Consider the following 20,546-nt stretch of genomic DNA (forward strand, 5'->3'; position numbering starts at 1 on the left):
GAAGTCGGACAGCGGTGGGGAGTTGAGAGTCCTTGGATACGGAAGAGCGTCGGAGTGCGGTGTCGTCGGCACCGGCTGCGACGGCGGTCTCGGCGGCGACCGGCGGGGCGAAGATCCCGTACCAGCAGCACCGGCAGCTCTGGGTGGACGAGCCTGCGATACGGCGGCGGATGCCGGACCCGGTCCGTAGGGCTGCCGTGCGTGCCGTGCTCATCATGTCACTGACGGTCATCCAGGCCATGGTGGCGTTCCTGTGCACACTGGCGGGGTCCTGGCTTGCCTTTCCGATGGTGCTGAGCAGTGTGGGCAGCACGGTGGTTACGACCTGGTCGGTGCTGGATGTCTGGGTCACCCGGCAGGTCTGGAATCAGCGCAATGGCGTGGTGTCCGTGCCGAGCAGTTCGGCGCGGCAGTTGCGCCGTGAGCGGCGCAGAGCCCGTCGGGCGGCGCGGACGGCGCAGCGGGACGATGCGCGGATACGCCGCCGGGGCTCGGGCAGCCTCTCGCGGGCCTGAGCGCCGCCCGACCTGTCCCATGGATCGAACAGGGCTCTCGCGGCTTGCGGCCGCGGTGGCTCCCTACTCGCCGTTCCTGCTCGTCGCCCTTACCCGTCGGACGGGCCCCTAGCGGGAACCCGGGCGGTGTCGGTCGGTGTCGTGGCGCGCTTGAACATGCGGGTGGCGGTGATCTCGCCGTGCACGGTCTCGCCGTTCGGGTCCTGCTGAGGCAGCCCGGGGCGAAGGTGCTCCTCCACGCTGATGTACTTCAGCCCGGCCCGCAGGTCCGCATCATTGCGCAACCGGATGACCAGTGGGAATTCGGCGAGCGCCGTGGTGTCGAAGAGTCCGGTCGTGTAGAGCAGTTGTACGCCGAGGGCGTCCGACACCGCTCGCTGGAGCTCCAGCAGATAGGTGGCGTTGGCCCGGCCGATGGGGTTGTCCAGGAACAGCGTGCCCGCGTGCCGGTGCTGGTGCCGGTCGCGGCCCCGGTCGTTGCTGCGCAATGCAGCCATCGTGCAGTACAGGGCGATGGCGGCGGTGAGCAGCTGACCGCCGGAGAAGACGTCGCCCATCTGTCCGACCGGGACGCGTTCGGCACGGAGCACCGCGTCCGGCTTGAGGATCTCCACGGCGATGCCCTTGGGCTCCAGCGCCGCCTGCACACCGCGCAGCAGGAGGGACATGCCGTCCCTGCGTAGATCAGAGTTCTTCTTCAGGGCGGCGCGGGTGGCCTCGTCGATGACCTCGCCGAGGCGCTCGGTGAGCGTCGCCTGATCGGGTTCCTCGAAGCGGATCCGGAGGAACTCCTGGCCTGACCACTCCCCCAGTCCTTCGGGAAGCTGGGAGAGCCGCTGGGCGGAGCGGAGGGTGGTGAGCGCGGACTCCACGAGGCCGCGGAGCCGGTCGACGATGGAGTCGCGGTTGCGCTCCAACTGGGCCAGCTCGTCGGTGAGGACACGGAGCCGGGGTGCGAAGGCGGCGGCCCACTTCTCGGCGTGCTCGGGCAGTGCCGCGGCCGGCAGTTCGCGGATCTGCTGGCGGGCGGGGGTGCGGACCTGTTCGTAGCGGGTGGAGTTGGCGTGCCGTACCAGGACGTCGCTCGCTTCCCGTACGGCGCTCTCCGCGGCGGACAGGTCGGCGGCGCAGCCGCGCAGTGAACGGCGGGCCTCTGCGGCGGACTGCCGGGCCTCGTCGAGGCTGCCCGGGTACGGCTCGGGGTCCTCTGTGTCGTCGTCCGCGCCGTGGTCCCTGAGAAGATCACGCAGAAGTGCCGCGGTCTCGTCGAAGCCGCCTGCGGAGTCCTCGGCGGTGCGGTGGGCGTGCAGCAGCTCGGCGTGGGCGGCGCGGGCGGTGTCCAGGGTTGCGGTGGCAAAGGACAGTTCGGCCGTGGCGGTACGCAGGAGGGCCTGGGCCTGCTCGGCGTCGGCGGGGACCAGCTCGTCGGGGAGTTCGGTGTGATGGGTCTCGCCGTCGACCGGGGCCAGACGCTCGGCCTCTCCCCGCAGCCGGCCCAGCTGCTCGCTCGCGGTGGAGGCCCTGGTTTCCAGGAGCTGGACCAGGGATTCGGCGCGGGCGGCGGCCGCCTGCCTGGAGGGGCCGTCGGCGCCGTCGGTGCCTTCGAGAAGCTGGGCGGCCCGGGTGCGGACCTTGTTGGTGAGCCGGTCCAGCTCGGCAAGGGCGGCACTCTCGTCGCTCTCCGCGCGGGCCTGTTCGGCGCGCAGGTCGGCGCCGACGCCCACCTTCTCGTACAGCTGGGATGCGGCCCGGTAGGCCTCCCGCAGCGCGGGAAGCGCGGGGCGTGGGGTGTCGCCCTCGGGCTCCGGGAGGTGCTCGGGGGCACCTGCGATCTCGGCACGTTCGGCGCGCAGGGCGCGGGCGGTGCGGCGGGCGTCGTCGGCGGCACGCTGAGCGGCCCTGCGGTCCTCGTCGGCGGCGCGGGCCCGCTCCAGCCAGACGGTGGCGCGGGCCTCGGACTCGGCTGCTTCGTCGATCAGTTCGCGCAATTTCGCCTGCCAGCCCGCGCGTTCGCGGAGCCGGTGGGCGAGGCCCGCGAGGACGTCGGCGGCGCGGCGGGCGCGCTGGGCGGCCTCCTGGCGTTCATCGCGGACGCGGGCGGTGTCCGCGGCGGCCTCGTCGGCCTCGGCGCGCACGGTACGGGCTTCGGCGAGTGCGGCCTCTGCCGCCTCGGCGGCCGAACGGGCGGTGCGGGCTGCTTCGGCGAGCTCGGCGAGCATGCCGGGCGGGCAGTCGGCGCGCCAGGAGCCGATGCGGGCAGCGAGGGAGCGGTCGGCGGTGAGGCGGGCCGCGAGGGTGCGGATGTCCTCGTCGCGGGCGGCGGCCCTGCTCCTGAGAGCCTGCCGCTCCTCGTCGGCCGCGTGTTCGTCGTGCATCGCCGGGTTCGGCGGAACGAGGAACACCCCTTCCGTGCTCGCGGCCGAGCCCGTGCCGGTGGCCGGGACGGGGGCGAGCAGCGCGGCGGCGGTGCCTACAGCGACGGCGGAGCGCGGCAGAAGGGCGGCGCCGCTCAGGACGTCGCGGGCGCGGGCGTGCGAGTCGGGGTCGGTGATGACCACGCCGTCGACAAGTTCGGGACGGGCGGCGAGTACGGCCGCGTGGTCGGCGGGGTCGACGGCCTGGGCGAGGTAACGCCAGCCGGGAAGGGCGGGGATGCCGTGCTCGCCGAGGTATTCGACGGTGGCCAGGACATCTGGGCCGGGCGGCAGCAGTCCGCCGTCGCCGAGTGCGCCGAGGATGCGGGAGTCGTCGGCTGCCGCGGTGCGCAGTTCGAAGAGGCGGCGCTCGGCGGAGGCGATGCCCTGGTCGAGCAGCTCCCGCAGTTCGTCGGCGCTGCGGTCCAGCTCCTGGGCGGTGAGCGGCTGTTCGTGGGCGGCGGGCTGTTCGGCGGTGACGGTGTGCGTGGCGTTGGCGGCCCGGTCCGGCCGGCCGGTCTGGCCTGCCTGATCCGCCTGGCCCCGCCGGCCTGCCTGTTCCTGATGGTCCGGACTGTGCGGGGCGTCCGGGTCCGTCTCCGCCCCGGCCGCTCCGCGGCGGGGCCGGGGCACGCCTGTGCCGTGCGTGGCGGGCAGGCCGAGCAGGTCGGTCAGACGGTGGTCGGCGGCGATCGACTCGGCGGCCCTGAGCTCGGCCTCGTACGACTGATCCGCAGCCTGCGCGGCATCGGCGGCGCGGGCCGCGGCGAGTTCGGCGCGGCTCTCGGCGGCTGCGGCTTCCCTGGCCAGGTCGGCCGCCGAGCGTGCGGCCTCCCTGGCGGTGTCCCATACGGCGACGGCGGACTGCTCGGCGTCGCTCGCGGCGAGGGCGGCGCGCGCCGGGTCGGCGTCCGGCGCGGTGTTGTCGAGCCAGCCGGCCCGTACCGCCTCTGCTGTCTCCTGCTCGACCTCGGCGAGGCGCTGGCGCAGATGTCCGGCCTCGCTTCGGGCGCGCTGGGCCTCGGTGGCTGCGGTGGTGGCATCGCGGTGGGCGGTCTCGCCCGCCGTCTGGAGGGTGAAGGAGCGCTCCTCCTCCTCGTTGGCCAGGGTCTCGCCGGCCTCCGCCGCGGTGTGCAGGGCCCGTACGAGATCGGCGGCGGCCTTGGCGCGGGCGGCGAGCGCAGGCGCGGCGTCGCGCTCCGCCTCGCGGATGGCCACGGCCACACGTGCGGAGCGGTCGGCGGCGGCGCGGTGCCGCAGTACGGCCTCGGCAGCCTGCCAGGCGGAGTGCAGGGTGCGGGCGTCGACCAGTTCACGGCGCTGGGCGGCAGCGCCCTTCTCCGCCGCGGTCAGGGCCAGGGAGGCGTGCCGGTAGGCCAGTTCGGCCGCGATCAGGGCGCTACGGCTGCGGGCCTCCTCGGCGGTGGTGACGGTGTGCGCGGCGCCCGTCACCTGTTGGGCGAGCTCGGCGGTCCGGCCGCGCTCCTGGCCGGCGCGGGCGGAGAGCCTGCGGGCGAGCGTACGGGTGCGGCGCTCGGCGCGCGCGTGGATGTCCCGGGTGCGGGACCGGGTGCCGGCGGCCTCGACGATCCGGCCGAGCAGATCGACCGAGCCCGCGGTGAAGTCGCGCTCCGCGGTCAGCTCGGCTCGGCGGCCGAGCTTGTTGCCGAAGCCGCTCACCAGGTCGGCGAGCCCGTCCGTGTCCCGGGTGTCCGTGACGGCGCGGAGGAGGAGGTCGGTGAAGTCGGAGTCCTTCTTGACCGCGAAGAGGCCGGCCGCCTCACCCTCGTCGGCGTTCATCTCGCGCTGGTAGCGGAAGAGTTCGGGGTCGAGACCGAGGTCACCGAGGTGCTCGTTCCAGCGGTCGTGGATCTCTTCCCAGTGCACATCGAGGTGCTGGTAGAACTTTCCCGCCTCGGTCAGGGCGTCGCGGAAGCCCTTCATCGTACGCCGCCGGCCCTGCGCGCCGGATACGCCTTCCACGGGGCGGTGGACGGAGGTGGCCTCGGCGACCGGCAGGGAGTCCAGGCTGAGACCTGGCCCGGGGCGGAAGGAGTACCAGGCCTCGGCGAACTTCCGCGGGTCGTTGGAGACCTGCCGTCCACGCCACTCGCTGACCTTGCCGACGACGACGCACTCGCCGGTGAGGGTGTGCTGCCACTCCAGGGCGACATGCCCGCAGTCGTCGGCGAGCAGGAACTTGCGCAGTACGCCGGAGCTGGCGCCGCCGAGGGTGTTGCGGTGGCCGGGCAGCATCACCGAGAAGATCAGTTTCAGCAGCACCGACTTGCCGCCGCCGTTCTCCAGGAAGAGCACACCGGCAGGGGCAGGACGGCGCGGCGGGCCGACCGGCTCCTCCTCGAAGAACTCCGCCTGTGCCGGGGCGGGGTTGGGCACGGGCTCGCCCACTCCACGCAGGTCAAGCACGGTGTCGGCATAGCGCGCACCGGCAGGCCCGATGGAGTAGAGGCGGACCCGGGACAGCTCGTACATGGCGGCGGACTCTCGTCGTTCGGACAGCGGGGGGAGACGGCGGTGGTGGGGCGGGCCGGTCAGGCGTGGAAGGGCAGACCGGCGTCGGCGACCAGCTCCAGGTCGTCGGGGCCGGGCGGCGGCAGCAGCGTTGCCGTTCCGTCGGTCACCGGTACGACTCCGAGTTCGAGCAGTTCGGCCATGGCGGCGTTGCCGGCCATGTCGCGGACCTGGAGCTGGTAGCGCGCGGTGGTACGGAAGGCGCCTCCGGCGTCGTCCCCGGTGCGCTGGAGGAAGCCGGAGTCGGTGAGGAAGGCGACGGCCTTGCCGACGATGCCGGTGGTGGAGCCGGCCAGCCTTCGGGCGTCCTTCGTGGCTCCGGTGGAGCTGCGCCGGGCGTAGATCCGCCAGGCCTCCTCCAGTCCGGGGGCGTCGGTGGCCGGGTCGGTGTTGTCGCCGTGCTCCTCGGCGCGCTCCTCCAGGTGGTGGCACGCCTGGCGTACGAACGAGTCGACGCCGTTGACGGTGATCCGGCCGATGTACGCGTCGTCGGCGAGATCCTCGGGGCGCGGGAAGGCCATCGCGGCGACGGCGAGGTGCGCGAGCCCGTGCAGGAAGCGGTCGGCGGAGTCGGACGAGGCGCGGCGGGCGTAGTCGCCCATGCGGACGGCGAAGACCGAGTCCTCACCGGCGGTCACGGCCATGCCGGCGCGGGTGGACACTTCCAGGACGACCAGGCCGAGTCCCGTCGCCACTGCGTCGGCGAGCCGGGCGAAAGCGGGCTCCTCCCGGTAGCGGCGGAGCAGTTCGGCGTACTCGGCGTCGCGTGCGGGCAGCAGTTTGGGCTGCAGCCCGAGGGCGACGAGCCGGGCGGCGTCGGCTGCGTCGGCCGGGGTGACGGGTGCGGTGGCGGCTGTGGGCCCTGCCGGGTCGGCGGGCGTCGGGCTCTCGGTCGCGTACGCGGCGGTCGGCTCGCTCCACGCGTCGGCGTGCTGTGCGCGGTGGTCGCTCACGACTGTCGCTCCTCGATGCGGAAATTCTTCGGTACGGGGTGGACGGCGCCGGTTCTCGCGGCATCCGTCCTGGGCCGCGCGGTCCTGCCCGCGCACATCGCGCGGGCGCGGGCACGCCGACGGCGTCCATGGCCGACGTGCGCCGACCGGGTCGGCGAAGCGTGTGCCTCACGGGGCGCGCCGCTCATGACGCCTCCGAGCGGCCCGCGGCCATTCCGGCCGCGTCCAGCAGGGCCGTACCCACTATCAGGTCCGCACCGCCGAACTCCGGGTCGTCGAGCTGTGTCCCGTCATCGACGGAGAACAACAGTCGCTGCTCGCCCTGCCGGTAGGCGGTGCCGACCGGCGGACTCGCGGCGTGCACCGCGAGCAGAGCGACCAGATAGGGCAGTTCGGCATCGCGGCGCCGGGCCTCCGCGAGGAGTCCGGAGAGCCGGCGCGGGGCGTCGTGCTCCAGATCGAGGAGTTCCATGGCGCTCGCGAGCTGCTCCTCGCTGAACCTGCTGTCGTCCGGGGTGGCGATCAGATCGGGTTCGGGCATTTCGGCGCCCAGGTGTTCCCGCTCCAGGGGCGGGGTGAGCAGCATGTCGACGAGGTCGCCCACCCGCACCGAGGTGGGGGTACGCAGCCCGGTGCCTCGGGCGAAGAACGCGTCCGTGACACGGATGGCCTGTTCGACGGGGAGCGGCAGCAGCGGGACGACCAGCTGACCGTAGAGATCGAGGCCTGTGCGGGCCGTGGGGGTGGCGAAGGCCTGCCGGTCCTGCTCGGCGCGGAAGAGCGGTCCGGCTTCGAGCAGGCGGGACTGCAACTGGGTGTGGCGGCGGATGCAGTCCTTGACGATGTCGACGAGTTCGGCGGCGCGCCGCTTGTGCTCGGGCTCCTCGGCCTCGTCGCGCGCCTTGCGGATGTTGGTGAGGATCGCGTTCTCGTGACGGTAGCGGTCGGCGACATGATCGAGTGCTTCGGCGATCATGTCGGGTACCGCGTTGAGCCAGTCGACGGCCCGGACGTTGCGCCGGGTGGCCTCCAGCGTCTTGCGGAGGGTCTCCGCGTACTGGACGGTGCGGTAGCGGGCCTGCTCGGCGGCGAGCTGTGCGTCCGCCAGGCGGCCCCGGCTGATGAGGACCTCCAGCTTCACCTCGGCGGCGATCTGGGCGCTGGTGACGTCCGTGTCGAGGGCGCCGACCAGAACGTTGACCGCCTCGTCGGTGGCCCGGAGATAGACGGTGCCGCCGTGTCCCGGGACCTCTTCGATCAGCTTGAAGTCGTAATCGCGACGGACATACACCCCATCAGGGCCGAAAGTGCCGTACACCGCACGGAATCCGCGGTCGACGCTGCCGACATTGATGAGGTTCTCCAGCACCCAGCGGGCGACCCGCTCGTGCTCGGCGGCCGGGCGGCGCGGGGCCTGCGCGGCGACGCGGGGAAGCAGCCTGGTCACTATCTGGCCGTGATCGGCACCCGTGTCGAAGTCCATGTTGAGGGTGACGTGGTCGATCGCGGCGAGTGCGACCTCGGCCATCGCGTAGACGGTGTACTCGCCGGCCAGATTCGCCTTGCGTACATCGAGGTCGTGCAGTGGCGCCGTGCAGGCGAGCGCGCGCAGCCGCCGCGAGAGCCCCTCGTCGGCGGCCGGGCCCGGGGCAGGCCGCGGCCCCGCGCTGAGCTGGGGCGCAGCGTTGTCCGTGTAGGCAGGCGAAGTCACGCTGCACAGATTAGGTCCTCACCCTGACAACGGTCGAAACGGCGCAGAAGCGACCCCCCTTGCCCGGAGCCGGCCGGCGCCGGCTTCACAGCCGTTCCCCGGTGCGTTCCGGACGGTCGTTCCGGCCCGGCTCCGGGACTCCGTAGCCCCCGCCGCCCGGTGTGCGGAGCACGAGTACGTCCCCCCGCTCCAGCTCGGCCGTGTCACATCCGCGCAGTGGCGTGACCGTCCCGCCGTCGGAGCGCTCGATGTGCTGCTCACCCAGCGCCCCGGGTGCACCGCCCGCCATGCCGTACGGCCGGACCCGGCGGTGGCCGGAGAGCAGCGCCAGGGTCACGGGTTCGAGGAAGCGGATTCGCCGCTCCACACCGCAGCCGCCGTGCCAACGCCCCGCACCCCCGCTGCCGTCCCGCACCCGGAAACTCTCCAGCAGCACGGGGTAGCGCCATTCGAGGACCTCGGGGTCGGTGAGGCGGGAGTTGGTCATATGGGTCTGTACGGCGTCGGCGCCGTCGAAACCGTCGCCCGCGCCCGATCCGCTCGCCACGGTCTCGTAGTACTGGACGCGTTCGTTGCCGAAGGTGAGGTTGTTCATGGTGCCCGAACCCTCGGCCTGGATGCCGAGCGCCGCGTACAGAGCACCGGTGACGGCCTGGGACGTCTCCACGTTTCCCGCGACGGTGGCCGCCGGATGGACGGGGGCCAGCATGGAGCCCTGCGGAATTCTGACCTCCAGGGGCTTGAGGCAGCCGCTGTTGAGCGGGATGTCGTCGGCGACCAGGGTTCGGAAGACGTACAGGACAGCCGCCATCACCACGGATTTCGGCGCGTTGAAGTTACCCGGCTGCTGCGGTGAGGTGCCGGTGAAGTCGACGACTGCGCTGCGGGTGGCCTTGTCCACGGTGAGGGCAACCTCGATGACCGCGCCGTTGTCGGTCTCGTAGCGGTAGGCACCGTCGTGCAGTTCGGCGATGATCCGGCGGACGGACTCCTCGGCGTTGTCCTGTACGTGCCCCATGTACGCGGCGACGGCCGCGGTCCCGAACTGTTCGGCCATGCGTCGGAGTTCGGCGATGCCCTTCTCGTTGGCGGCGATCTGGGCGCGCAGATCGGCAAGGTTGGTGTCCGGGTCGCGGGAGGGGTACGCGGCGGTGGTGAGCAGTTCGCGCGTCTCGGCCTCGCGGAGTCTGCCGTCCCGTACCAGCAGCCAGTTGTCGAACAGCACTCCTTCCTCGTGGATGGTGCGGCTGAAGGCGGGCATGGAGCCGGGGGTGATGCCGCCGATCTCGGCGTGGTGTCCACGTGAGGCAACAAGGAAGCGCAGCTCCGGCTTCTCACCACCGGTGTCGTCGAACACGGGTGTCACCACGGTCACATCGGGCAGATGCGTGCCGCCGTGGTACGGGTCGTTGATGGCGTACACATCGCCCGGCCGCATCGCGCCACTGTTGCGCCGCAGCACCTCCTTGATGGACTCGCCCATCGAACCGAGGTGCACGGGAATGTGCGGGGCATTGGCGATCAGATTGCCGTCCGCGTCGAAGAGCGCGCAGGAGAAGTCGAGCCGCTCCTTGATGTTGACGGAGTGGGCCGTGTTCTCCAGGCGCACACCCATCTGTTCGGCGATCGACATGAAGAGGTTGTTGAAGACCTCCAGCATGACGGGGTCGACCCTGGTACCGACGGCCGTGCGGTCCGGGCGCGGGCGGACCCTGGTGAGCAGCAGATGGCCGGTGCCGGCGAGAGCGGCCTGCCAGCCCGGGTCGACGACAGTGGTGGCATCCGCCTCTGCGATCACGGCAGGGCCGGTCACGGTGTCCGCAGGGTGCAGTTCCTCGCGCCGGTGGAGCGGGGTGTCCTGCCACCGGCCGTCGGCGAACATCCTTACGGTGTCGTGCGGTTGAGGTTTTGCGCTCTCACGGGGCGTGAGGTCGGCCGGGCGCGGTTCGTGCTGTCCCGCCGTTCCGATCGCCTCGACCGACACCGCCTCGACGACGAGGGGTTTTTCCATGGTGAAGGCGTAGCGTGCACGGTGCTCCGCGGTGAACGCCTCGGCCATGGCGGGTGCGCTGTCCAGGCCGACGGGCAGGCTCGAGTCCGTACCGGCGTAGCGCAGGAGCACGCGGGCGTGCGTGCTGATCGCGCTGTCGGGAATGGCATCGGCACGTAGTTCGGCGCGGGTGCGGGCGGCAAGTTCGTCGCAGAGTTCGCCCACCGTGGTACGGGTCGCCTCACTCAGTTCCGCCTCGACGGACTGTTCGCGCATCGCGGTGGCGTCGGCGAGACCGATGCCGTACGCGGAGAGCACGCCGGCCAGGGGCGGTACGAGGACCGTGTCGATGCCCAGGGCGTCGGCAACGGCGCAGACGTGCTGGCCCCCGGCACCGCCGAAGCCGGTCAGAGCATAGCGAGTGATGTCGTGTCCGCGCTGCACGGAGATCTTCTTGACCGCGTTCGCCATGTTGAGCACGGCGATCTCCAGGAACCCGGCGGCGACCTCGGCCGCCGTGCGCCGCGTTCCGGTGGCGCGCGCCACGTCCTCGGCAAGCGCGTCGAAGCGTTCACGGACGAGGTCCGCGTCGAGTGGAAGGTTGCCGTCCGGTCCGAAGACGGCCGGGAAGTGCGCGGGCTGGACCCGGCCGAGCATCACATTGGCGTCGGTGACGGTCAGCGGCCCGCCGCGGCGGTAGCAGGCCGGGCCGGGGATCGCGCCCGCCGAGTCGGGGCCGACGCGGTAGCGGTTGCCGTCGAAGTGCAGGACGGAGCCGCCGCCGGCGGCGACGGTGTGGATGTTCATCATGGGGGCGCGCATCCGCACACCGGCCACCTGAGTGCCCAGTTCGCGCTCGAACTCGCCCGCGTAGTGCGACACATCGGTGGAGGTGCCGCCCATGTCGAAGCCGATGACCCGGTCGAATCCGGCCTGTCCGGACGTACGGGCCATGCCGACCACGCCACCGGCCGGGCCGGAGAGCACCGCGTCCTTGCCCCGGAAGTGGGAGGCTTCGCGCAGCCCGCCGTTGGACTGCATGAACATCAGCCGGATGCCGTCGAGTTCGCGGGCGACCTCGTCGACGTACCGGCGCAGGATCGGCGAGAGATAGGCGTCGACGACGGTGGTGTCGCCGCGTGGTACGAGCTTGATCAGCGGGCTCACCTCGTGCGAGCAGCTCACCTGGGTGAAGCCTGCCTCGCGGGCTGCGGCGGCCACGGCGCTCTCGTGTCCGGGGTGGCGGTAGCCGTGCATCAGGACGACCGCCACGCTGCACAGTCCGTCGGCCCGGGCCGCCTTCAGTCGCCCGGCCACCGCGTCCCGGTCGAGCGGTGTGACGACCCGGCCGTGGGCGTCGATCCGCTCGGGGACCTCGATCACCCGCGCGTACACGGCCTCGGGCAGCAGGATGCGGCGGTCAAAAAGTCTCGGCCGGTTCTGGTACGCAATGCGCAGCGCGTCGCGGAAGCCTTCCGTGATGACCAGGACGGTCGGCTCGCCGCGCCGCTCCAGCAGGGCGTTGGTGGCGACCGTCGTGCCGATCTTCACCGTGCCGACCCGGTCGGCGGGAACCGGGTCGGTGGGGCCGAGGCCCAGCAGCCCCCGGATTCCGGCCACGGCGGCGTCGCGGTAGCGGTCCGGGTCGTGGGAGAGCAGCTTGCGGGTGACCAGATGCCCGTCGGGATCCCGGCCCACGACATCGGTGAACGTCCCGCCACGGTCGATCCAGAAATCCCAGCGTCCGGTCATCCCTCCATACTGACCCGGGGCACGGACGGGGAGAAGCTCGACGCAGTGCGAGCGTGCGGTCCCGGGTTGCCTGACGGCACCGACGCCCTCTTCACGTCCGTACCTCGGAATCCCGCCCCGGTCCGGCACGTCGTGCGCTCTCCAGGCCCGACCGCCGCGAGCGCGGGGTCCGCGGCGAGTGCGGCGACTGCCGCCGCCACGGCACCGGTGTCGAGCGGCGGGACCAGCAGCCCGGTCCGCCCGTGGTCGACCGGTCGAGCGGTCCGCCCGCCGCCGGGGCGATCACGGGTACTCCGGAGGCCATGGCCTCCTGCACCGTCTGGCAGAACGTCTCGTGCGGTCCTGTGTGCACGAACATGCCCAGCGAGGCGAAGAGCCGGGCGAGATCGTCCCCGGTTCTGCGGCCGAGGAAGACCGCGCCGGGCAGGGCGGTCCGCGGCGACGCATCACTGGGGCCGTCCCCGACAACCACGACCCGGACCCCGGGGGTCGCGCAGGCCCCGGCGAGGAGTTCGTGGCGAGCCGTCCGACGTACCCGACGATCCGCTCCCCGCCCGGGGCGAGACGGCGGCGCAGTGCCTCGTCCCGCAGCCCGGGCCGAAACCGTCTGGTGTCGACGCCGCGTGGCCACAGCCGTACCCGGGGCACGCCGTGTTCGGCGAGGTCGCGGACGGCGGCGGTGGACGGGCGGGCGTGCGGTCGGCGGCGCTGTGCACGGCGCGCATCCGGCGCCAGGCGGTGTTCTCGCCGGTGCCGGGATACGTGCGTGCGTAGTCGGCCAGGTCGGTCCGGTAGACGGCCACGGTCGGCAGCCCGAGCCTGGTCGCGGCTGCCATGCCCCGTACACCGAGCACGAACGGTCCTGCCAGATGGACGAGTTCGGCGCGGTGCGCGGTGAGGGCGGCCGTCGGCCGCCGGCTCGGAAGTGCCACCCGGACCTGGGGACAGCCGGGCAGGGAAGTGAGGGTACCCGCACCACGGGGCACGGTGCGTCGGCCTCGTAGGCGTCGGAGGGCTCCGAACGGGATGTGGTCGTCGCGCCGGCCGTGGCCGGGGCGACGACGAGCGGTTCGTGGCCGCGGCCGGCGAGATGCCGGGCCGTCTGCAGGGTGCAGTGGGCCACGCCGTTGACATCGGGCGGAAAGGATTCGGTGACGATGACGACACGCATACCCGCGCCGTCGCCACGCCGGACGTGTCCGGGCCGACTTGGATCTTTCCGCCCGGGGAACGTCCCATGAGCGTTTGAGCCGAGCACGCCCCCGACGCGCTGCTCGCCCGTTCGCGCCGCGCGCCCCGACGCGCGCCGCTGTGCGTACCCCGGTCAGACCGCTGGGGTGTCGGGCCCGATCCTGCTGCGTACCGCTGTCTGCACCTCGGCCTCCTCGGCCGGGTCCGCGGCGAGTCGGCGCAGTCGCTCGGCGACCCTGATGTCGCCGGTCTCGGCGTGGAGTGCGGCGACCTCGCGGGTGGTCTCCTCGCAGTCCCACAGGCATTCGACGGCGAATCCGGTGGCGAAGGACGGGTCGGTTGCGGCCAGTGCGCGAGCCGCTCGGCCGCGCAGGTGCGAGGAGGACGTCTCCCGGTAGACATGGCGCAGCACGGGGGCCGCACAGGCGATGCCCAGCCTGCCCGTGCCGTCGACGAGGGTCCACAGGCGTGGTGCGTCCGGGCCTTCGCCCCGTACGGCCTCGCGGAGTGCTCCGAGGACCAGCGAGGCGTCCTGGGCGCCTCCCCGGCAGGCGAGCACACCGGCCGCGGAGGCGCCGAGCGCGTCGGGCCGTCGGGCCCAGCTCCTGGCGCGCTCCACCGCCGCGTCGCCGCACATCCGCTCGAAGGCGGCCACGGCCGCGTCGGCGACGGTGCGCGAGGCGCCGACCGCGGCGATCTCGATCAGGTCGAGCACGGCAGGATCTCTGGCCTCGGCCAGATAGTGCAGGGCGGCGCAGCGTGCGCCTTCCGGGCCGCTGCGGGCGGCCTCGGTGATCGTGGACCGGTCCTCGGGTCCGGCGACGGCGGTGAGACAGCGAGCGGCCGGGACATGGAGGGCGCTGCCGCGTTCGAGTCCTTGCTGGGCCCAGTCGAGGACGGCCTGGACGCTCCAGCCGGGGCGGGGGCCGCCGGACCGCATCTGCCGCTGCCAGCGGTCGAAGGAGCCCTGTTCGGAGGCGGCCCTGACCCTGGCGCCGACCTCTTCGCGCGGGTCGTCCGCCCAGAGCCGCCAGGGGCGGGGTTCGAAGGCGTCCCGTACGGCGGCGGCCAGCTCGGCGGCGCCCTCCTCGGTGGCCGGGAACCGGCCGAGCACGGGTACGGCGAGGGCGCGGAGCCCCGCGTCGTCGTCACGCAGGGCGAGCTCGTCGAGGGCCCACGCCCAGTTGGCTCCGGTCGCGGCGTACCGCCGCAGCAGGGCCAGCGCGTCGTCCCGTCCGTACGAGGCGAGGTGGCCGAGCACGGCGAGGGCCAGCCCGGTGCGTGAGTCGTCGGTGTCGAGGTGGTCGTCGGGATCGCACAGATGGCGCTCGATCTCTTCGATACCGCCGTCGAGGTCGAGGTACAGGCGTGCGTAGTAGAGCGAGCGGTTCTCCACCTGCCAGTCGTGACGCGGATCGCTCAGGACGCAGTGGTTGAGAGCCGCCAGGGCCTCGGGGCGTGGTGCGGCGAGCGCGTGGAGCGTGCCGTCGCCACGGCCCCTCTGCAGCAGGCCGAGCAGGGTCCCGCTCGGCGCTATGAACGGATCAAACATGGAAAAAGCCTCACATCAAGCTGTCGACGCAACCGGGACTGTGCAGTTCCAAGTGCCGGGTGGGGCACTACGCCGCGCAGCAACATGATCGGCCGACCGCCGTCTTCTGCTTGGTGTAGACCATCTTCCTCTGCCTCTCGTCGGTGGCCCGAACCGGGCCCGCGACGTCATGATGACCCAGCCATTTCGCCACCGCGACCACATTTACGGCGTACCCGGTCAGCGGGAGCCGAAGAGTTCCAGCAGGTCGGCCTTGCCGAACATGCGTGCAGTGTCCAGCGCGGAGGGGGTTCCGGCCGACGGGTCGGCCCCTGCGGCGAGCAGCGCCTCGATCACCGCGTCCTCGCCCTTGAAGACGGCTCCGGCCAGCGGTGTCTGTCCGCGGTCGTTGGCCCGGTCCGGGTCTGCGCCACGGCCGACGAGGGCGGTGACCGCGGCGGCGTGCCCGTGATAGGCGGCGAGCATCAGCAGCGAATCGCCCCGGTCGTTGGTGAGGTTCGCAGGAACACCCGCGTCGACATAGGCGGCGAGCGCTTCGGTCTCACCGCGGCGGGCCAGGTCGAAGACCTTCGTCGCCAGCTCGACCACCTCGGGATCGGGGGTTTCGCTCATCGGACGGACCGCCTTCCATCAACCGGATTCACACAGTCGACCTGCTGGGGCGTACGGCGTCGGGGCCGTACGAGTGAATCGACAGGGTACTGCTCAACCGCGCACATGACCTGGCCCGCCCATGGCGAAAGATCACGTCCGGTGACGGCGGAACAGCGCATGACATCGATGTTTCCGTCCTGTCGGCACCCCCACTTGGGCCAATCAAGTGAAAATACAGACTTTTCACCCGAATGCAGCTTTTATCGTATAGATACTTCCGGTGAACCTGGAAGGACTCATGGTGACTGTCCCCCCAACCAGGAGAACCTCTCATGATCCTGTCCATGTCAGGCGTAGTCATCCTCGGCATCATCGTCTTCCTGTTCTTCAGGAAAGACGGCCTCAAGGCATCGCACGCCGTCGTCACTGCCATGTTCGGCTTCTATCTGGCAGGCACCGCCATCGCACCGAGCATCACCGCGGGCGGCGCGAGTCTCGCCGGCCTCTTGGGCGGGATCAAATTCTGACCCCCCGCCACCACTCCCACCCCGTCAGGAGACCGACGTGGCCCGGCGACCACTCCCCCGCATTCTGAGCAGCGGCAGCGCCTCGATCACTCGCAGTCGCGAGTTCGCGCGCACGGCCGCGGACAACGCCACCGACGTCCTCCATCCGCTGATCACTATCACTCGTGGTCTGCGGCTGCTGGCCGGAGCCGGACGGCAGAAGTGGGCCGCGACGCCCAAGGACAAGCGTGGTCCCACGCTGTTCACCGTCGCGGCCTGCGTATTCGTGGTCGCGCTCATCCCGTACGGGTCCGTGCTCGCCCTGGTCACGGTGATGGGCGCAGCCGCATGGAAGGGCCGGGAGCGGACTCCCGCGAAGACCGGCCCCGACGAGGCGGAGACCGGGCGGTTGCGGTCCCTGTACGAGGCGCTCGTGCCGTACTTCTCCGTGGCCGACGACCCCAGCCCGCTGTTCGCCCACGGCGGCGACTGGGACAAGGTCTTCAGCGGTTACGAGTTCGACGGCAACGGGCGCCCGACACGTCTGCAGGTGACGTATCCCGCCTACTTCACCGACAGCGAAGCGGCCTCCCGCATCCGGATCGAGCAGCTGCTGCACGCAAAATCGGGCCGTGGCCGCGAGTACCACTTCGCCTGGGACGAGGAGGGCAACCGGCTCGTCATGAGCGTGCTCGACGCCCTGCCCACCTCGATCGGGGCCCAGCGCTTCGTCACCGCCCCCGGCGAGACCGTGCTGGGTTTCACCGACGGTGACGCGGTGCAGCGCACCGTTCCGGTGAACGACGGCGACGAGACCCGCGACGCGCCTCCGGTCGTCTGGCGGACCGGCGCCCGCTCCACCGAGCCGCATCTGCTGGTCGTCGGACAGCCCGGCAGCGGCACCACCACGCTGATGCGCTCCATCGCCCTGCAGGCGCTCCAGCACGGCGACATCCTGATCATCGAAGGCAGCGGAACCGGCGAGTACGCCTGCCTGAACGGGCGCGACGGCGTACTGGCCGTGGAGTGCGGCCTGGCGGGCGCGCTGGCGACCCTGGAGTGGGCGGCCCATGAGACGGAGCGACGGCTGATCGCGGCGAACCGGGCCCGGCAGTCCGGCCACCCCGCCCCCGACGACATCAAGCGCCCGCTCTGGATCCTGCTGGACCGGCCCAGCGTCCTCGGCCACCTGGCGGCAGCCGACGGCAAGCCCGACCCCCAGGAGCTGCTCCAGGTGCCGCTGCGGCACGGCAGGGCGGCGAACGTCACCGTGGTCGTGACCGATCAGTTCGACAGCCTGGACACCCTCGGTGAGACCGTACGGACCCACACCAGAGCCCGGGCCGTGCTCGGCGACTGTTCCCGCGACCAGGTCGAGTCGGTGCTCGGCACGGAGCCGCACACGACGCCGACACCGGACGTCCCGCCCGGCCGGGGGTACGCGCGGCTCGGCACCGGTCCCGTACTGCGGCTCCAGGTCCCTGCCACACCCGATCCGTACGACGAGGCGACCAGCGAGGCGCAGCGGCAGGCGGTCCTCGGGCTGCTCCCCGGGCTGCAGTCGCCGGCCGAGGAGACCGCACCCGTCGCAGCGAGCGTGCCGGACCCGGCGATGCCGCGCACCGTGATCGCGGCCGTGGCCGTCGAGGGCATGGCGGTCGGCGACTGAACAAACGGCACAGGGCTGCTCAGGGGTGACGGATCGGCTGATCCGTCACCCCTGAGCAGCCCTGTCGATCAGGCGACGAACGTCCGCGGCGCCTCCACTCCCGCGCCCGCCCCCGAACCCACCAGCTGCGCCGCCGCCGCGAGCCGTGCCGCCGCCTCGTCCGCGACCGGCCCGGAAACCGTGAACGGCAGCCGTACGTACCCCTCGAAGGCGCCGTCGACACCGAACCGGGGGCCGGAGGGAACGCGTACGCCGACCCGCTCCCCCGCCACAGCGAGCCGGGAGCCGGAGAGGCCGCCGGTACGCACCCAGAGGGTCAGACCACCGTGCGGAACCGAGAACTCCCAGTCCGGCAGCTCCCGGCGGAGCGCGGCGACGAGCGAGTCCCGGTTCTCGCGAGCCTGTTCGCGCCGGACCTGCACGGCCTGCTCCCAGCCGCCGGTACGCATCAGCCAGTTGACGGCGAGCTGCTCAAGAACGGGTGTCCCCATGTCGGCGTAGGCGCGGGCGGCCACCAGGCTGCGGATCACATCCGGGGCGGCGCGCACCCAGCCGATCCGCATGCCGGCCCAGAAGGCCTTGCTCGCCGATCCGACAGTGAGCACGGTGGAGCCCGCCGGGTCGAAGGCGCAGACCCGGCGCGGCATCTGCACATCGGCGTCGAGATACAGCTCGTTCATGGTCTCGTCGACGACCAGGACCGTACCGGCGGAGCGTGCGGCGTCCACCAGGTCACGTCGCCGGTCCTCGTCGGCCAGCGCACCGGTGGGGTTGTGGAAGTCGGCGACGACATAGGCGAGCCGCGGCGCCGCGTCCCGCAGCACCTGCCGCCACCGGTTCATGTCCCAGCCGCCGAGCCCCTCCTCCATCGCCACCGGCACCAGCCGGGCGCCCGCCTCCCGCATCAGCTGCAGGATGTTGGCGTAGCTCGGGGACTCCACCGCGATCCGTTCGCCGCGGCCCGCGAAGAGGTGGCAGATCGCGTCGATCGCGCCCATCGCCCCGGTGGTGACCATGATCTGTTCCGGCATGGTCGGGATGCCGCGCTCGGTGTAGCGATCGGCGATCATCTGCCGCAGGGCGGGCAGACCGGCCGGGTAGTCGCCGTGGGTGTGGGCGTAGGGTGCCAGCTCCTCCAGGGCGCCCTGGACCGCCCGGGTCAGCCACGGTTCGGGAGCGGGCAGCGAGGCGCAGCCCAGGTCGATCATCGAACCGAGCGACTCCGGGGGAAGCGGCTCCAGACCGCGTGCGGGCAGCGGATTGCCCGCGGGCACGGCGGTCCAGCTGCCGGCACCCCGGCGGGACTCCAGGAACCCCTCGGTCCGCAGCGCCTCGTACGCCGCGGCGACGGTGGTGCGGCTGACGGACAGGGCGAGCGCCAGTTCACGCTCGGCGGGGAGCCGGGCGGCCACCGGCACCCGGCCTTCGAGGACGAGCAGACGGACCCCGTCGGCCAGCGCGCGATAGGCGGGCGGCCTGCGGGCGCCCGGTCCGGCGGGCCGGGGCTGTTGGGCCCGGAGCTGCCTGGCGAGCTGTGCCGCACCGACTGCCGAAGTCCACTGCGCCATGAAAATCAGTCCACCTTCCTCGGATTGGCCATAGTTGGCGGCCAATCCCCTGCCACAGAGTGACATGCGGCAGTCCACTACCACCACTCCAGGGGGCACTTCTTGTCCATCACCCCTGTCCCTCGCGGGGCGCACCTCACCCGAAGGCTGATTCAGCTGTACGTCGGCCTCGCGCTGTACGGAGCGAGCTCTGCGCTCCTGGTCCGCGCCGGTCTCGGCCTCGAACCCTGGGGAGTGCTGCATCAGGGGCTCGCCGAGCGCACCGGGCTGTCCATCGGGGTCGTCTCGATCATCGTGGGCGCCGCCGTTCTGCTGCTGTGGATACCGATCAGGCAGCGTCCCGGTCTCGGCACCGTCTCCAATGTCTTCGCCATCGGCATCGCCATGGACGGCACGCTGGCGCTCGTGCCCGAGGTGCACGGCCTCGCCGCGCAGATCGCCGTGATGGTCGCCGGTGTCGTGGTCAACGGCGTCGCGACGGGGCTGTACATCGCGGCGCGGTTCGGCCCCGGACCGCGCGACGGGCTCATGACCGGTCTGCATCTGCGCACCGGCCGCTCCATCCGGCTCGTCCGCACACTGATCGAGGTGGCGGTCGTGGTGACCGGCTTCGTGCTCGGCGGCTCGCTCGGCGCGGGCACGGTGCTCTACGCCCTGGCCATCGGCCCGCTCGCCCAGTTCTTCCTGCGCTTCTTCGCAATCGGCGGGAAGCCGGCAGCAGCGACCGCCGCCGGATCCGATGACGAGGCGGCCGTCGCACCCGAGTCGGACGGCGTCGACACCGCCGTCACCGCCCGGACACCGGAGCAGGCCATACTGCCGCAGTGACCTCCGTACGCCACCCCTATCTGGACCATCCCGCGACCATCCCGTTCGCCCATCGAGGCGGTGCCGCGGACGGGATCGAGAACACCACGGCCGCGTTCCGCCGGGCCGCCGATGCCGGGTACCGCTACTTCGAGACCGATGTGCACACCACGGCGGACGGCCGTCTGGTGGCCTTCCACGACGCCGCTCTGGACCGGGTGACGGACACCCGGGGCCGGATAGCCGAGCTGCCGTGGAGCGAGGTGCGGCAGGCCAGAGTGGCGGGCCGGGAGCCGCTGCCGCTGTTCGAGGAGCTGCTGGAGACGTTCCCCGAAGCCCGCTGGAACGTCGACATCAAGGCCGAGTCCGCCCTGGTCCCGCTGGTCGATCTGATCCGCCGGGCGGATGCCTGGGACCGGGTGTGCGTCGGCTCGTTCTCGGAGACCCGGGTCGCCAGGGCCCACCGTCTTGCCGGGTCCCGGCTCGCCACCTCCTACGGCGTCCGCGGCGTGCTGGGCCTGCGGCTGCGCTCGTACGGAATTCCGGCGGCGCTGCGGGCCGGCGCGGTGTGCGCGCAGGTACCGGAGAGCCAGAACGGCGTCCGGGTGGTCGACCGGCGCTTCGTGCGCGAGGCACACGCACGCGGACTCCAGGTGCACGTCTGGACGGTGAACGAACCAGAGCGGATGGCAGCGCTCCTCGATCTCGGTGTGGATGGCATCATGACCGATCACATCGAGACGCTGCGTACGGTGCTGAGCGAGCGGGGGGCCTGGGCCTGACGCGCCGGTC

General features: G+C 72.1%; 12 protein-coding genes and 1 pseudogene. 5 read left to right on the plus strand and 8 right to left on the minus strand.

The genetic code is table 11. From position 1 onward, the window contains the following. Positions 1-32: 32 nt before the first annotated feature. Positions 33-515, plus strand: a complete 483-nt coding sequence (locus IEZ15_RS35555; RefSeq protein ID WP_189281030.1) for a hypothetical protein — start codon at positions 33-35, stop codon at positions 513-515. A gap of 89 nt (positions 516-604) precedes the next feature. Here the strand turns inward: IEZ15_RS35555 and IEZ15_RS35560 are convergent, their stop codons facing one another. The 7 genes and pseudogenes from IEZ15_RS35560 to IEZ15_RS35590 all read right to left on the minus strand — a co-directional run bounded on the left by IEZ15_RS35560 (position 605) and on the right by IEZ15_RS35590 (position 15,222). Continuing rightward, positions 605-5,422: a hypothetical protein gene (locus IEZ15_RS35560; protein WP_189281031.1), complete on the minus strand. Its 4,818-nt coding sequence runs from the start codon at positions 5,420-5,422 to the stop codon at positions 605-607. Positions 5,423-5,481: 59 nt separating this feature from the next. Then, entirely contained in the window at positions 5,482-6,414 is a 933-nt protein-coding gene (locus IEZ15_RS35565; protein ID WP_189281032.1) for a hypothetical protein, read from the minus strand. 184 nt (positions 6,415-6,598) lie between these two features. Then, on the minus strand, positions 6,599-8,125 hold the full coding sequence (locus tag IEZ15_RS35570; RefSeq protein ID WP_189281033.1) for a hypothetical protein: 1,527 nt from the start codon (positions 8,123-8,125) through the stop codon (positions 6,599-6,601). A gap of 85 nt (positions 8,126-8,210) precedes the next feature. Beyond that, positions 8,211-11,867: a hydantoinase B/oxoprolinase family protein gene (locus tag IEZ15_RS35575; RefSeq protein WP_189281034.1), complete on the minus strand. Its 3,657-nt coding sequence runs from the start codon at positions 11,865-11,867 to the stop codon at positions 8,211-8,213. A 134-nt stretch (positions 11,868-12,001) separates the two neighbouring features. Beyond that, positions 12,002-13,038 (minus strand): annotated as a pseudogene (locus tag IEZ15_RS35580) (glycosyltransferase); the annotation flags it as partial. Positions 13,039-13,191: 153 nt separating this feature from the next. Then, positions 13,192-14,610 carry a HEAT repeat domain-containing protein gene (locus IEZ15_RS35585; protein ID WP_189281035.1) on the minus strand — a complete coding sequence of 473 codons (1,419 nt, stop codon included), beginning with the start codon at positions 14,608-14,610 and terminating at the stop codon, positions 13,192-13,194. Positions 14,611-14,829: 219 nt separating this feature from the next. Further along, positions 14,830-15,222 (minus strand): ankyrin repeat domain-containing protein, encoded by a 393-nt coding sequence (locus tag IEZ15_RS35590; RefSeq protein ID WP_114243426.1) that lies wholly within the window; start codon positions 15,220-15,222, stop codon positions 14,830-14,832. Positions 15,223-15,536: 314 nt separating this feature from the next. Here IEZ15_RS35590 and IEZ15_RS35595 point away from each other — a divergent pair, with 314 nt between their 5' ends. Together IEZ15_RS35595 and IEZ15_RS35600 are read left to right on the plus strand one after the other, a co-directional pair. Next, positions 15,537-15,731, plus strand: a complete 195-nt coding sequence (locus tag IEZ15_RS35595; RefSeq protein ID WP_037696696.1) for a hypothetical protein — start codon at positions 15,537-15,539, stop codon at positions 15,729-15,731. A 37-nt stretch (positions 15,732-15,768) separates the two neighbouring features. Then, a complete protein-coding gene (locus IEZ15_RS35600; RefSeq protein ID WP_114243427.1) occupies positions 15,769-17,379 on the plus strand; it encodes an ATP-binding protein in 1,611 nt (536 codons plus the stop codon). A gap of 68 nt (positions 17,380-17,447) precedes the next feature. Here the strand turns inward: IEZ15_RS35600 and IEZ15_RS35605 are convergent, their stop codons facing one another. Next, the gene (locus tag IEZ15_RS35605; protein ID WP_189281036.1) at positions 17,448-18,947 is read right to left on the minus strand and encodes an SCO1417 family PLP biosynthesis transcription factor; all 1,500 of its coding nucleotides are present in this window, start codon (positions 18,945-18,947) and stop codon (positions 17,448-17,450) included. A 102-nt stretch (positions 18,948-19,049) separates the two neighbouring features. Here IEZ15_RS35605 and yczE point away from each other — a divergent pair, with 102 nt between their 5' ends. Next, complete coding sequence (yczE, locus tag IEZ15_RS35610; RefSeq protein ID WP_114243429.1) at positions 19,050-19,775, plus strand: membrane protein YczE; 726 nt, start codon at positions 19,050-19,052, stop codon at positions 19,773-19,775. Continuing rightward, entirely contained in the window at positions 19,772-20,536 is a 765-nt protein-coding gene (locus tag IEZ15_RS35615; RefSeq protein ID WP_189281037.1) for a glycerophosphodiester phosphodiesterase family protein, read from the plus strand. Before yczE ends, IEZ15_RS35615 begins: the two co-directional genes overlap by 4 nt. The last annotated feature ends 10 nt before the right edge of the window (positions 20,537-20,546 follow it).

It is taken from the genome of Streptomyces atratus (assembly GCF_014648655.1).
Classification (GTDB): Bacteria; Actinomycetota; Actinomycetes; order Streptomycetales; family Streptomycetaceae; genus Streptomyces; species Streptomyces atratus.

Bases quoted from the DNA above. Each gene is read 5' to 3' on its own strand.
- IEZ15_RS35560 (WP_189281031.1), bottom strand. From the start codon at position 5,422: ATGTACGAGCTGTCCCGGGTCCGCCTCTACTCCATCGGGCCTGCCGGT.
- IEZ15_RS35575 (WP_189281034.1), bottom strand. From the start codon at position 11,867: ATGACCGGACGCTGGGATTTCTGGATCGACCGTGGCGGGACGTTCACC.
- IEZ15_RS35585 (WP_189281035.1), bottom strand. From the start codon at position 14,610: ATGTTTGATCCGTTCATAGCGCCGAGCGGGACCCTGCTCGGCCTGCTG.
- IEZ15_RS35590 (WP_114243426.1), bottom strand. From the start codon at position 15,222: ATGAGCGAAACCCCCGATCCCGAGGTGGTCGAGCTGGCGACGAAGGTC.
- IEZ15_RS35595 (WP_037696696.1), top strand. From the start codon at position 15,537: ATGATCCTGTCCATGTCAGGCGTAGTCATCCTCGGCATCATCGTCTTC.
- IEZ15_RS35605 (WP_189281036.1), bottom strand. From the start codon at position 18,947: ATGGCGCAGTGGACTTCGGCAGTCGGTGCGGCACAGCTCGCCAGGCAG.